This is a genomic window from Pseudomonas sp. GOM7, from assembly GCF_026723825.1.
In the GTDB taxonomy this organism is placed as follows: Bacteria; Pseudomonadota; Gammaproteobacteria; order Pseudomonadales; family Pseudomonadaceae; genus Aquipseudomonas.
On the sequence record NZ_CP113519.1, the window covers coordinates 4,373,213 to 4,386,943 of the forward strand.

At 65.3% G+C, this 13,731-nt stretch carries 11 protein-coding genes; 3 read left to right on the plus strand and 8 right to left on the minus strand.

Annotated elements, in window-relative coordinates; genetic code table 11:
* Positions 1 to 46: 46 nt before the first annotated feature.
* Entirely contained in the window at positions 47 to 565 is a 519-nt protein-coding gene (gene yjgA / locus OU800_RS19385) for a ribosome biogenesis factor YjgA (protein ID WP_268178976.1), read from the plus strand.
* A 105-nt stretch (positions 566 to 670) separates the two neighbouring features.
* Here the strand turns inward: yjgA and tldD are convergent, their stop codons facing one another.
* The 8 genes from tldD to mreB form a co-directional block, all read right to left on the minus strand.
* Positions 671 to 2,113: a metalloprotease TldD gene (gene tldD / locus OU800_RS19390; RefSeq protein ID WP_268178977.1), complete on the minus strand. Its 1,443-nt coding sequence runs from the start codon at positions 2,111 to 2,113 to the stop codon at positions 671 to 673.
* On the minus strand, positions 2,110 to 2,961 hold the full coding sequence (locus OU800_RS19395) for a carbon-nitrogen hydrolase family protein (RefSeq protein ID WP_268178978.1): 852 nt from the start codon (positions 2,959 to 2,961) through the stop codon (positions 2,110 to 2,112). Before OU800_RS19395 ends, tldD begins: the two co-directional genes overlap by 4 nt.
* A 49-nt stretch (positions 2,962 to 3,010) precedes the next feature.
* Positions 3,011 to 6,829, minus strand: a complete 3,819-nt coding sequence (locus OU800_RS19400; RefSeq protein WP_268178979.1) for a YhdP family protein — start codon at positions 6,827 to 6,829, stop codon at positions 3,011 to 3,013.
* A gap of 14 nt (positions 6,830 to 6,843) precedes the next feature.
* Positions 6,844 to 8,301, minus strand: coding sequence for a ribonuclease G (rng, locus tag OU800_RS19405; protein WP_268178980.1), 1,458 nt, complete (start codon positions 8,299 to 8,301; stop codon positions 6,844 to 6,846).
* A gap of 46 nt (positions 8,302 to 8,347) precedes the next feature.
* Positions 8,348 to 8,944 (minus strand): Maf family protein, encoded by a 597-nt coding sequence (locus tag OU800_RS19410; RefSeq protein ID WP_268178981.1) that lies wholly within the window; start codon positions 8,942 to 8,944, stop codon positions 8,348 to 8,350.
* A 49-nt stretch (positions 8,945 to 8,993) separates the two neighbouring features.
* Positions 8,994 to 9,482 carry a rod shape-determining protein MreD gene (gene mreD, locus OU800_RS19415; protein ID WP_442445988.1) on the minus strand — a complete coding sequence of 163 codons (489 nt, stop codon included), beginning with the start codon at positions 9,480 to 9,482 and terminating at the stop codon, positions 8,994 to 8,996.
* Complete coding sequence (gene mreC / locus OU800_RS19420; protein WP_268178982.1) at positions 9,482 to 10,393, minus strand: rod shape-determining protein MreC; 912 nt, start codon at positions 10,391 to 10,393, stop codon at positions 9,482 to 9,484. The genes mreD and mreC overlap by 1 nt, the downstream gene beginning before the upstream one ends.
* A gap of 200 nt (positions 10,394 to 10,593) precedes the next feature.
* The gene (gene mreB, locus OU800_RS19425) at positions 10,594 to 11,631 is read right to left on the minus strand and encodes a rod shape-determining protein MreB (RefSeq protein WP_268178983.1); all 1,038 of its coding nucleotides are present in this window, start codon (positions 11,629 to 11,631) and stop codon (positions 10,594 to 10,596) included.
* Positions 11,632 to 11,871: 240 nt separating this feature from the next.
* Between mreB and gatC the strand changes: the two genes are divergently transcribed.
* Together gatC and gatA are read left to right on the plus strand one after the other, a co-directional pair.
* Entirely contained in the window at positions 11,872 to 12,159 is a 288-nt protein-coding gene (gene gatC / locus OU800_RS19430; protein ID WP_268178984.1) for an Asp-tRNA(Asn)/Glu-tRNA(Gln) amidotransferase subunit GatC, read from the plus strand.
* 15 nt (positions 12,160 to 12,174) lie between these two features.
* Positions 12,175 to 13,626, plus strand: a complete 1,452-nt coding sequence (gatA, locus tag OU800_RS19435; protein WP_268178985.1) for an Asp-tRNA(Asn)/Glu-tRNA(Gln) amidotransferase subunit GatA — start codon at positions 12,175 to 12,177, stop codon at positions 13,624 to 13,626.
* The last annotated feature ends 105 nt before the right edge of the window (positions 13,627 to 13,731 follow it).

The following is a 13,731-nucleotide window of genomic DNA, read 5'->3' on the forward strand; positions in this document are numbered from 1 at the left end:
TTGTAGCTGCTGTTATCATGGCGGCGTTTCCCTCTGGACCCGCCCCATGTCTGATTCCTACGACGACTTCTCCCTGGAGAAAAGCAAATCCCAGGTCAAGCGCGAGCTGCATGCTCTGCAGGATCTCGGTGAACGTTTGACCACCCTCAAGCCGGATCTGCTGGCCAAGCTGCCACTGACCGACGCCCTGCGTCGCGCCCTGGCCGAAGCCCCCAAACATACGGCCAACGCCGCACGCAAACGTCACATCCAGTTCATCGGCAAGCTGATGCGTGAACAGGATGTCGAGGCGATTCTCGCCCTGATCGACCAGGTGGACAGCTCCACCCGTGAATACAACGAGCGCTTCCATGCCCTCGAACGCTGGCGCGACCGCCTGATCGGCGAAGGCGACAGCGCCCTGGAAAGCTTCGTCGAACTCTACCCCGAGGCCGACATCCAGCACCTGCGTGGGCTGGTTCGTCATGCCCAGCACGAAGCGGCGCGCAACAAACCACCAGCCGCCGCGCGCAAGGTGTTCAAGTACATCCGCGAGCTTGACGAGATTCAGCGCGGTTTGCGCTAAAAAAGCAGCTATAAGCTGCAAGGCGGGTAACCGCCCCCCGCAAGCTGCAAGTAAAAGCGACTTTGCTCCTCCCTTGAGGCTTGTCGCTTGAAGCTTGCCGCTGCTTCATGCGCCCGTTCCACCGACCGTTATCGCGTCGATCTTCAGGGTCGGTTGGCCGACGCCCACCGGCACCGACTGGCCGTCCTTGCCACAGGTGCCGACGCCGCTGTCCAGAGCCAGGTCGTTGCCGACCATGGACACCCGGCTCATGGCCTCCGGGCCGTTGCCGATCAGGGTGGCGCCCTTGACCGGCGCGGTGATCCTGCCGTCCTCGATCAGGTAGGCCTCGCTGGTGGAGAAGACGAACTTGCCGCTGGTGATGTCCACCTGGCCGCCGCCGAGATTGGCGCAGTAGATGCCCTTCTTCACCGAACGGATGATTTCTTCCGGGTCGCTCTCGCCGGCCAGCATGTAGGTGTTGGTCATGCGCGGCATCGGCAGGTGCGCGTAGGACTCGCGGCGGCCATTGCCAGTGGCGGCCGCGCCCATCAGGCGGGCATTGAGCTTGTCCTGCATGTAACCCTTGAGCACGCCGTTCTCGATCAGCGTGGTGCACTGGGTCGGCGTGCCTTCGTCATCGACGCTGAGCGAGCCACGACGCTCGGCCAGGGTGCCATCGTCGACGATGGTGCACAGGCTCGACGCCACCTTCTGCCCAATCTTGCCGCTATAGGCCGAACTGCCCTTACGGTTGAAATCCCCCTCCAGACCATGGCCAACCGCTTCGTGCAGCAGCACGCCGGACCAGCCAGCGCCCATCACCACCGGCATGCTGCCGGCCGGCGCGGCGATGGCTTCGAGGTTGACCAGTGCCTGGCGCAGCGCCTCGCGGGCATAGCCCATGGCACGGTCTTCTGCGAGGAAGAAACGGTAGTCGGTACGCCCACCACCACCATGACCGCCGCGCTCGCGACGGCCGTTCTGTTCGACGATGACGCTGACGTTGAAGCGCACCAGCGGGCGGATGTCGGCACTCAGGCTGCCGTCATGGGCAGCCACCAGAATGCGATCCCAGACCCCGGCCAGGCTCACCGTCACCTGTTTGATGCGCGGATCCAGCACCCGCGTGGCGCGGTCGATACGCTGCAGCAACTCCACCTTCTCCGCGCGGCTCAGCACATCCAGCGGATTGTCCTCGCCGTAAAGCTGGCTCACCTGCGGGCTGACGAAGGCCTGCACGCGGCCCTGCTGGCCGGCGCGGGAGATCGAACGCGCAGCGCGGGCCGCCTGGTTCAGCGCATCGAGGCTGATGGCATTGCTGTAGGCGAAGCCGGTCTTCTCACCGGACTGGGCGCGTACGCCAACGCCCTGGTCGAGGTTGAAACTGCCTTCCTTGACGATGCCATCCTCCAGCACCCAGGTTTCCGAGACCTGGCTCTGGAAGTACAGATCGGCGGCATCGATTCCCGGCCCAGCGACCTCGCCGAGCACGCTGGCGAGGCTGTCGAGCGTGAGATTGCCGGGGGCGAGCAGGTGCTCGCTGACGGATTGCAACATGGTATTCATGGTAACTCCACAACGGACGCGGGAACGTCCGACAAATCAAATCGGCGGTGCTGCTGCACCGGCATGCGTTGACGAATGGCCGCCTGTTCGGCGGCATCACGGGCCCCCAGCAAGGCGCCCTCGCCCTGATCCTGTTCAACCAACACCTTACCCCAGGGATCGATGATCGCCGAATGGCCGAAGGTCAGGCGCGCTCCCGGGTGCTCGCCACCCTGCCCGGCCGCCAGCACATAACACTGGGTCTCGATGGCGCGAGCACGAGTCAGCACCTGCCAGTGCGCGGCGCCGGTAACGGCGGTGAAGGCCGCTGGCACGCTGATCAGCTCGGCACCGGCTTCGCGCAGCAGCACGAACAGCTCGGGGAAGCGCAGGTCGTAACACACGCTCAGGCCCAGGCGCCCCACCGGAGTATCCGCCACCACCACATGCTGGCCATGGGCGAAATCGTCCGATTCACGGTAACGGCCACGGTTATCGGCCACGTCGACATCGAACAGGTGCAGCTTGTCATAGCGGGCCGCACGCTCGCCCTGCTCGTCGATCAGCAGCGAACAGGCGCGCGGCTTGCCTTCGGCATCATCGTCCGGCGGCAACGGCAAGGTGCCGGCCACTATCCATAAGCTGAGGTCACGGGCGGCGCGTTTCAACCAGGGCAGGATCGGCCCCTCGCCCAAGGCCTCGGCACGGCCGATGGCGGCCAGGTCACGGCGGCCCATGGCGGCGAAGTTCTCCGGCAGTACGGCGAGGCGCGCCCCGCCCTGTGCGGCACGCTCCAACATGCGCCGCGCCAGGCGCAGGTTGGTTTGCACGTCGTCCTGGCTGACCATCTGGATCACGGCGAGGTTCATGGCTGGGCTCATGGCTTAGGGTTGCCCCAGGGTACGCCAAGACGCGACCTCATTGCGGTTTTTCAAAGGGTTTGTCGAAGGTGATCTCGGGATTCTGCAGGGGGCCCTTGACGTCGTACTGCACGCTGGCGAAACGTGCCACCTTGTCGCCCAGCAGTTTGTCGACGACGAACAGTGCGCCACCGATGGCCGGTGCGCCGACGATCAAGGCCGCCAGTGGCAGGTTGTTGGTCACCGGCAGGGTCACCAGCAACTTGGCATCGATCTGCTCGTTGCGCATGTCGAGCTTGCCATCGAGTTCCAGGTTGCTCGAAGGGCCGGTCAGGGTGATGGGCTCCTGGGTGACGAACAGGCCGTCGGTGGCTTGCAGGTTGCCCTTGACCCGATCGTAGCTCAGCCCCTTGCCCAGTAGGTCGGAAAAGTCCAGACGCAGACGGCGACCAATGGAGTTGAAATTGAGCAGGCCGAATACGCGCAGGGCCTGAGCCGAGCCCTGCACCTCGACGAACTGCCCCTTGCGCAGGGACGGGTCGAGGTTGCCGGAGAAGCGCTTGAGCGAAAGCCAGGCGGGCGAGCCAGGCCAGGTGCCATCGACATCCACACGGAAGCGTTCGCTGGTCACGCTCGGCGCGAAGTTCCAGGCCAGCAACACCTTGCCCAGGTCTTCGCCCTGTACACGGCCCTTGTACCAACTGCTGGTATTGCCCGGCATGCCGCGCCAACCGGCACTGCCACCGATCTTCAGCCCTTGCAGATCGAGATCCAGATCCTCGAAACGCACGCCTTGCGCCTCCGGCCGCACTTTCAGCGACCAGGCGCCGAGCAGTTTGTCGCCACGCCAGACCTGGTCGATGCGGATGTCCAGCACCGGAATCCGCCGCAGGTCGAAATCGCCCAGAGGGTCGGGGGCGTCGGCCGGTTTGGCAACGCTCGGGTCGGCAGCAGGCAGGCGCACATGCTGCAGGTCGGCGGTGATCGGCGTGGCCTTGGCATCGGGTAGCAGCACACGTCCGGCGGCCAGTTCGCTATCGACTTGCAACGCCCAGGCTTCGCCTTGCCGGCTCAGGCCCACACTCAGCCCCTGGATCTCCTGGCCAAAACCGCGGAACAGGCCGATGTCCAACTGCGCGCCTTTGAACAGGCGCTGGCTCTGTTCGTCCACCGCCACCTTGTGCTTGTTCAACACGCCCTGCCAGGCGTCCCAGTCCAGCTCGTCCAGGTGCCCGCGCAGGCGCAGGCCTGGCTGGCTCGGCAGGCTCGCCGTGGCGTTGCCCAGCAGCAGCTCACCGCGCCCCTCGGCCAGGGCGCCCGGCGGCGCCGCCAGGCTCAGGCTGGCCAAGTCGGCGTATTGCGCCCAATAGCGCCGCTCATTGCCGGAGAGGGTCATGCGCCAGTCGGCATAACGCTCTTCGCTGGCCGCCTTGCCGAACGGCGCCGGCAGCTCGACGGCCACGCCACGCAGATTGGAGTCGACGCGCAACTGGCTGTCATCACCTGCCAGCGTCAGGCGCAGGCGATAGGGCAGCAAGCCACTCACCGGCAGGCTCGGCGGCGCCTTGAGCCACTGCTGCAGGGCAGCGACCTCCACCTGGCCACGCAGATCGAAGCGGGTACGTGCCTCGCCGCGCGAGCCATCGGCAATGATGCGGCCGCTGATCGGGCGGCCGAACACCTCGGCACTCACCTTGGGCGCGCTGAGGCCCTTGGCACTGTCGAAACGGAACGCGCCCTTGATGCGGCTGAGCTGCAGATCGGGGTTGGCCAGTGTCAGGCTCGCCCCTTCGCTGGCGAAGTCGACCACCACGCCAGGCGCCGGGCCTTTCTGCAGGGGGATGTCCAGTTGCAGGCGCCCGCTCAGCGGGCCTTCGCCGCGCCAACCGGCGAATATCTGCTGAGTTCCCAATGGCGCTTCCTGCAGTAGCTTGAGGGCGTCGGGCAAGCTGCTTTGCACCTCGCCTTCGAGCTTCAGATGCGGCGGCTTGCCGTCGTGCAGCAGGGCGATATCGGCATTGACGTCGCTCACCTGGCTGTCCAGCAGGCGCCCTTGCTGCAGGCGCACGCGCACGGTATCGGGCTCGATCAGCACATCGGCACGCCCCTCGCGCAGTGCCGGCCAGCCAGGCTGGAAGGCCAGCTCGGCATCGCTGACGCGGAAGAACAGGCTCATGCTGTGGGCTTCACGCGGCGCCCCCTTGTTGATCGAGCCCTGGTACTGGAAGTAGCCCTCCTGCACCTTGCCGCCCTTGATCGCCGTCTGCAGCCAGTGGGCGAGCGCTTCGTTCATGGCCGTCGAACGGGTCGGCAGGTACTTGCGGGTATAGGCGGCATCACCATCGTGCAGGCCCACGCGCAAATCCATGTAGTCCTCGGCCTCGGGATCGCTCAGCAGGCGGATGAGCATATCGCCGGCGAGTTGCCCTTCCTCGCCCTCCACACGCATGTAAGGGCTGGCCAGAGTCAGCCCCTGCGCGTTCCATTGCCAGGTCAACCGCGCCTGGGCGTGACGGTAACGCCAGGGCTCGGGAAACAGATGATCGAGGTGCAGGGCGAAATCATCGGCATTCAGGCGCAGCTCGCCATTTTCCAGATTGCCGGCCACGCTGCCGGTGACGTTTTCCACGGCCGGCGCGCCTTGATAGGCCGATACGCCCACACGCTCGAGATTGGCGGCGAACTTGAGGCGCTCGGCGCCGCTGGCCACCGGGAAATAGTCGAGCGACAGATTGCTCACCGTGCCGACCGGCGCCAAGCCCGCCAGCGCCTGCTCGCCGGCCTCCGGCATGGGCGCCAGGGCTGCCACCAGCGGCGCCCAGGCGGCCAGGTCGAGATGATCGGCGGTGAGCGCCCAATGTGGCTGATCGGCCTCGCCACGGCGCGACAGCCCGATGTGCAGCTCGCCGAGGCGCTGCTGTCCGTGCGTCAGCGCCAGGGAGTCGATCTGCGCGGTGAGGCCATCGTCGTTCTGCTCGAAGAAGGCGTTGAAGGCCAGATCCTCGAGGCTCAGCGGTGCGCGCTTGGCATAGCCGACCTGCACCTGCGGCGCGTGCACGCGCAGGGCGCCGCGCTGCACCTGAGTACCCTGCGCGGTCAGCCACAGTTCGCCACCGCCCTGCAGGCGTTGCAGGTGCCAGTCGCCGGTCAGACGCGGCGGCAGCCAGGTGGCCCAATCACTCTGCGGCAGGCTGAGGTAAAGCTCGGAGGCCGCCTCGCGCCAGTGCTGTGGCTGCATGCGAGTGCGCAGACGCAGCGCCACCGGCTGGCCATCGGGTAGCAGGAAACGGCCATCGAGTCGCTGGCTGGAACCACCGTAACGCAGGCTCAGGTTGACATAGCTGAACAGCAGCGGCTGGTGCTGGTAGGGCTGCAGCACCACACGGCTGTCGAGCAGGGTGGCGCGCTGCAGCACCTGCAAGCGTTCGAGTAGCTGCGCCACGTCCAACGAGGGAGTCGCCCGTTGCGGCATGCCGCGCAGGTGCCAGGCGCCCTGCTCGTCCTCGCGCAGGTCGAGCTGCAATCCTTGCACCTGCAGGTGGGCGAGACGCGGCGCACGCGCCAGCAGGCTGGCCAGCACGTCGGGAATCACCTGCACCTGATCCAGGCTCAGCCCTTCGCCAGCGGCGCCCAGTTCGACATCATGGGCCACCAGCAAGGGGGCAAAGCCCTGCCAGCGCCCCTCCAGACGGCCGATGCGCACCGGCATGCCCAGCTCGGCGCTGGCGCGATCCTCCAGTTCCAGGCGGTACTCGGCCACCAATGGCAGCAGTTGGCGACCCAGGCTGACATAGAGCGCGGCCAGTACCAGCAACGCCGCGCACAGGCCCAGGCCCCAGCGCAACAGCGTGGCCAGCAGAACTGCGAGACGATTCATCTCAACCCCCACGCTCAGAGCAGCACCACATCGTACTGTTCCTGGGAGTACATGCTTTCCACCTGAAACTTGATGGTGCGGCCGATGAAGGCCTCGAGGTCAGCGACGTTGCCCGATTCCTCATCCAGCAGGCGATCGACCACCTTCTGGTTGGCCAGCACCCGGTAGCTTTCCGCCTGGTAGGCGCGGGCCTCGCGCAGGATCTCGCGGAAGATTTCGTAACAGATGGTTTCCGCCGTCTTCAATTTGCCGCGTCCCTGGCAGGCGCTGCAGGGCTCGCAGAGAATCTGTTCGAGGCTCTCGCGGGTGCGCTTGCGGGTCATCTGCACCAAACCCAGTTCGGTGATGCCGATGATGTTGGTCTTGGCATGATCGCGTTCGAGCTGCTTCTCCAGAGTGCGTAAAACCTGGCGCTGGTGCTCTTCGTCGATCATGTCGATGAAGTCGATGATGATGATGCCACCCAGGTTGCGCAGGCGCAGTTGCCGAGCGATGGCCGTGGCCGCTTCCAGGTTGGTCTTGAAGATGGTTTCTTCGAGGGTGCGATGGCCGACGAAGGCGCCGGTGTTGACGTCGATGGTGGTCATCGCCTCGGCCGGATCCACCACCAAGTAACCGCCGGACTTGAGCGGCACCTTGCGCTCCAACGCCCGCTGGATCTCGTCCTCGACGCCGTACAGATCGAAGATCGGCCGCTCCCCCGGATAGTGCTCCAGGCGGTCGGCGATTTCCGGCATCAGTTCGGCGACGAACTGCGTGATCTTGCCGAAGGTTTCCCGCGAGTCGACGCGGATCTTCTCGGTACGCAGGCTGACCAGGTCACGCAGGGTGCGCAATGCCAGCGACAGATCCTCGTAGATCACGCTGGGCGCCTTGGCGCTCTGGATCTGCGCGCCGATCTGGTCCCACAGGCGGCGCAGATAGCGGATGTCGATGAGAATTTCATCGGCCCCGGCGCCTTCGGCCGCGGTACGCAGGATGAAGCCGCCGGCCTCCTCGATACCCTCGGCGGCCACGCAATCGGCGACCACCCGCTTGAGGCGCTCACGCTCGGCCTCGTCCTCGATCTTCAGGGAAATGCCCAGGTGGCTGGTGCGCGGCATGTACACCAGATAACGCGAGGGAATCGACAGTTGCGTGGTCAGGCGCGCACCCTTGCTGCCGATGGGGTCCTTGGTCACCTGCACCACCAGGCTCTGGCCTTCGTGCACCAGGGCGCTGATCGGCTCCACCGCCGAGCCCTCACGGGTGGAGATTTCCGAAGCATGGATGAAGGCGGCGCGTTCCAGGCCGATATCGACGAAGGCTGCCTGCATGCCCGGCAACACCCGCACCACCTTGCCCTTGTAAATGTTGCCGACGATGCCACGCTTCTGCGTGCGCTCGACATGCACTTCCTGCAGAACGCCGTTTTCCACCACCGCCACGCGCGACTCCATCGGCGTGATATTGATCAGAATCTCTTCGCTCATGCATCCGTCCTGATGGATTAGCTGCCCGCTCGGCGTGGCAGAAAGTTTAAGTCGCGGGCCGAGTTTGCCAGCAGGCGATGCCGAAATCGCCCAGCAATTGCGCCGTTTCGCACAGCGGCAGGCCGACCACCGCCGAGTAACTGCCCTCGATGCGGCTGACGAACACTGCCGCCAACCCTTGAATACCATAACCACCGGCCTTGTCGCAGGGCTCGCCACTGGCCCAGTAGGCCGCGATCTCGGCCTCGCTCAGGGCACGAAAGGTGACATCGCTGCTCACCACCTGCGCCACCTCACGCTCTCGACTGACCAGGGCCACGGCCGTCATCACCTGATGAGTACGTGCGGACAGCCTGCGCAACATCTGCTGAAAGTCGGCGAAATCCTGCGGTTTGCCAAGAATCTCGTCATCGATCACCACGCTGGTATCCGCACCCAGCACCACGGCATCGGCAGGCGCGCCCAGCGCCTGCAGGCCGGCGCGCGCCTTTTCCCGAGCCAGGCGCTCTACATAGGCCTTTGGCAGCTCATCTGGCAATGGGGTTTCATCTATCGAGGCGATTTGCGTGACGCAGGGCACGCCGATCTGGACCAACAGTTCACGACGGCGGGGCGAAGCGGAGGCCAGGAACAGCTCGGCCATGCGGGTATCTCCCTTGGCGAACCGCGACCGGCCCGGAGGCGGGTCGCGCTCAGTTGACGTTGAGGCGCAGGTGCAGGCTACGCAGGGCGACGCACACCCAGGGCCAGAGCAGCGCACTGACCACGGCAGGCAGAATGAACGCCAAGGTCGGCGGGCGGTTGCCGGTCAGGGCGTTGAGCCATAGCTGCACCAGTTGCGCCAGGCCGAACACCACCAGCAATACCATGCTCTGCTGCCACATGGGGAACATGCGCAGGCGCTGATGCAGGCTCAGCACCAGGAAAGTGATCAGGGTCAGGATCAGCGCGTTCTGCCCCAACAGCGTGCCGAACAGCACGTCCTGCGCCAGGCCGAGTATCCAGGCGGTGGTCATGCCGACGCGCTGCGGCAACGCCAGCACCCAATAGGTGAGAAACAGTGCAACCCACAAGGGCCGGCCGATCTGCATGAATTCCGGCATGGGCGATACGCTGAGCAACAGGCCGATGGCCAGGCTGAGCCAGATCACCCAGCCATTGCGTGCTTGGCTTGCGACCATCAGTGGGCCTCCTGAGCGGGTGCGCCCGCGGCCGGCGCGGCGGCCTCGGCAGCCGGGGCCGGCGTGCGCCCCTGCTCGGCCTCGCGGTCGGCGGCCTCCTGAGCCTCGGCCGAATCGGTGGCGCGCTGCTCCGGGGTGCGCCGATCGGAGAACACCAGCAGCAGGTAACGGCTGCGGTTCAGCGCAGCGGTCGGCGTGGCGCGGACGATGGCGAATGGTTGGCCGGAATCGTGGATGACCTGCTTGACCGTGGCCACCGGATAACCCGCCGGAAAGCGCTGGCCCATACCGGAGCTGACCAGCAGGTCGCCTTCCTTGATGTCGGCGGTATCGGCGACATGGCGCAGTTCCAGGCTCTCAGGGTTGCCGGTGCCGACGGCGATGGCGCGTAGGCCATTGCGGTTGACCTGTACCGGAATGCTGTGGGTGGTGTCGGTGATCAGCAGCACGCGCGCGGTGTAGGGCATGATTTCCACCACCTGGCCCATCAGCCCGCGGGCATCGAGCACCGGCTGGCCGAGGAACACGCCATCCTTCTCACCCTTGTCGATGAGGATGCGGTGGGTATAGGGGTTGGGGTCGACACCGATCAGCTCGCTGACCAGCACGTCCTCGTCCACCAGCGCGGCGGAATTGAGCAGTTCGCGCAAGCGCACGTTCTGCTCGGTGAGCGTGGCCAGTTTCTGCAGGCGACGTTGCAGCAGCAGGGCTTCGGCCTTGAGCTTCTCGTTCTCGGCCATCAGCTCGTTGCGCGAGGAGATCTGCTGCGTGGCATTCTCCCAGGCACGCACCGGTAGGTCGGCCATCCAGTAGAAGGGCGTGAGCACCAGGCCCATCTGGCTGCGCACTGGCTTGAGCGCATCGAAGCGCGCATCTACCACCATCAGCGCAGCCGACAGCACGGCAAACACCAGCAGGCGGATACCCAGCGAGGGGCCTTTGGCGAAGAGCGGCTTAATGACCTGCTCCTTGGGCGCCAGTGGATTGAACAGCGCGCGAAATCATGCGTACGGCGAACCAGTCAGCGGAAATAGGGCCGAGTGTACTGCAATGCTTGAATGTGCGCGTGCCGCCCGGAGGCGGCACGACAAGCGAACCAAGGCAGCACCACTCACTCGGTGGAGAGCAGGTCCATGGCATGGCGATCCATCATCTCCAGCGCCTTGCCGCCACCGCGGGCGACGCAGGTCAGCGGGTCTTCGGCGACGATCACCGGCAGGCCGGTTTCCTGGGAGAGCAGCTTGTCCAGGTCACGCAGCAGCGCGCCACCGCCGGTCAGCACCAGGCCGCGCTCGGCGATGTCCGAGGCCAGCTCGGGCGGCGACTGCTCCAGGGCGCTCTTGACCGACTGCACGATGGCCGCCAGGGATTCCTGCAGTGCTTCGAGCACTTCGTTGGAATTGAGGGTGAAGCTGCGCGGTACGCCCTCAGCCAGGTTGCGGCCACGCACGTCCACCTCACGGATCTCGCCGCCCGGGTAAGCGGTGCCGATTTCCTGCTTGATGCGCTCGGCGGTGCCTTCACCGATCAGCGAGCCGTAGTTGCGGCGCACGTAGGTGATGATGGCTTCGTCGAAACGGTCGCCGCCAACGCGGACGGATTCGGCATAGACCACGCCATTGAGGGAGATCAGGGCGATCTCGGTGGTGCCGCCGCCGATATCGACGACCATCGAACCACGGGCTTCCTCCACCGGCAGGCCGGCGCCGATGGCGGCGGACATCGGCTCTTCGATCAGGAATACCTCGCGGGCACCGGCGCCCAGAGCGGATTCACGAATGGCACGACGCTCCACCTGGGTCGACTTGCACGGCACGCAGATCAGCACGCGCGGCGAGGGCTGCAGGAAGCTGTTCTCGTGCACCTTGTTGATGAAGTACTGCAGCATCTTCTCGCAGACGCTGAAATCGGCGATCACGCCGTCCTTCATGGGGCGAATCGCGGAAATGTTGCCAGGGGTACGGCCGAGCATGCGCTTGGCCTCGGTGCCGACGGCGACGACGCTCTTCTGGTTGCCGTGGGTACGGATGGCGACCACGGAAGGTTCGTTCAGGACGATACCGCGCTCGCGCACGTAAATAAGGGTATTGGCAGTACCCAGGTCGATCGACAGATCGCTGGAGAACATGCCACGCAGTTTCTTGAACATTCGGAGAGGACCCTAGGCAACGCGTGGGTAAAAAGTCAGACGCGGAAAAAACGCGCGGGTAAAAAGTGCGGCAAACTCTAACAACGGCAGGGATTTTGAGCAAGGCGGCAATATGATAGATTGCCTGTTTTTCCGGGCCTTGCAGCCGCACGCCGCGGCCTTTGACCGCCAGCACGCGATATCCGTTCCCTGCAGCCTGTACTGCGCAGCCTTTCTGCCAATCTTCCACTGGAGACCCCCATGGCGCTTGAACGCTCCGAGGTGGAAAAAATCGCCCACCTGGCCCGCCTGGGCCTGAATGAAAGCGATATTCCGCAAACCACCGAAACCCTGAACAGCATCCTCGGCCTGATCGACCAGATGCAGGCTGTCGACACCCAGGGTGTCGAGCCCCTGGCTCACCCGTTGGAGGCCACCCAGCGCCTGCGCGCCGACGTGGTCAGCGAGAGCAACCAGCGCGACGCCTATCAGGCCATCGCCCCGGCCGTGGAAAGCGGCCTGTACCTCGTGCCGAAAGTCATCGAATAAAGGAAAGGGCCCGCCATGCATCAACTGACCCTCGCCGAGATCGCCAAGGGCCTCGAGGCCAAGCAGTTCTCCGCCGAAGAGCTGAGCCGTGCCCTGCTGGCACGCATCAAGCAGCTCGACCCGCAGCTCAACAGCTTCATCACCGTCACCGAAGATATCGCCATCGAACAGGCCAAGGCCGCCGACGCCCGCCGCGCCGCCGGCGAGAATGGCGCCCTGCTCGGCGCCCCCATCGCCCACAAGGATCTGTTCTGCACCAACGGCGTGCTGACCTCCTGCGCCTCGAAGATCCTCACCGGCTTCAAGGCGCCCTACGACGCCACCGTGGTCGAGAAATTCAAGGCCGCCGGCAGCGTCATGCTCGGCAAGCTGAACATGGACGAGTTCGCCATGGGCTCGGCCAACGAATCCAGCCACTACGGCCCGGTGAAGAACCCCTGGGATCTAACCCGCGTGCCAGGCGGCTCCTCGGGCGGCTCGGCTGCCGCCGTGGCCGCGCGCCTGCTGCCGGCCGCCACCGGCACCGACACCGGCGGCTCGATCCGCCAGCCGGCGGCGCTGACCAACCTCACCGGCATCAAGCCCACCTATGGCCGCGTGTCGCGCTGGGGCATGATCGCCTACGCCTCCAGCCTCGATCAGGGCAGCCCGCTGGCCCGCACTGCCGAGGACTGCGCCCTGCTGCTCGGTACCATGGCCGGCTTCGATGCCAAGGATTCCACCAGCGTCGACCAGCCGGTGGACGACTACCTGGCGGCGCTGGCTCAGCCGCTGGCTGGCCTGCGCATCGGCCTGCCCAAGGAATACTTCGGTGCCGGCCTCGACGCGCGCATCGGTGAGAAGGTAATGGCCGTGGTCGAGGAGCTGAAAAAGCTCGGCGCCAGCGTCAAGGACATCAGCCTGCCGAACATGCAGCACGCCATTGCGGCCTATTACGTGATCGCACCGGCCGAGGCCAGCTCCAACCTGTCGCGCTTCGACGGCGTGCGCTTCGGCTATCGCTGCGAGAATCCGGTCAACCTCGAAGACCTGTACAAGCGTTCGCGCGGCGAAGGCTTCGGTGCCGAGGTCAAACGCCGCATCATGGTCGGCACCTACGCCCTGTCCGCCGGTTACTACGACGCCTACTACATCAAGGCGCAGCAGATCCGCCGACTGATCAAGAACGACTTCGTCGCGGCGTTCAAGGATGTCGACCTGATCCTCGGCCCGACCACGCCGAACCTGGCCTGGAAACTCGGTGAGAAGAACGCCGACCCGGTGTCCGCCTACCTGGAAGACATCTACACCATCACCGCCAACCTGGCCGGTATTCCTGGCCTGTCGATGCCGGCCGGCTTCGTCGATGGCCTGCCGGTGGGCGTGCAATTGCTCGGCAACTATTTCCAGGAAGGTCGTCTGCTCAACGTCGCGCACCAGTACCAGCAGGTCAGCGACTGGCATAAACAAGCACCGAGCGGCTTCTAGGCCATGGCGCAGCCATGCGGCCTTTTCCCCTCTCCCATTCATGGGAGAGGGTGGCGCGTAGCGCCGGGAGAGGGCTTGTCCATGCCATACAGGATCGAGGAACAC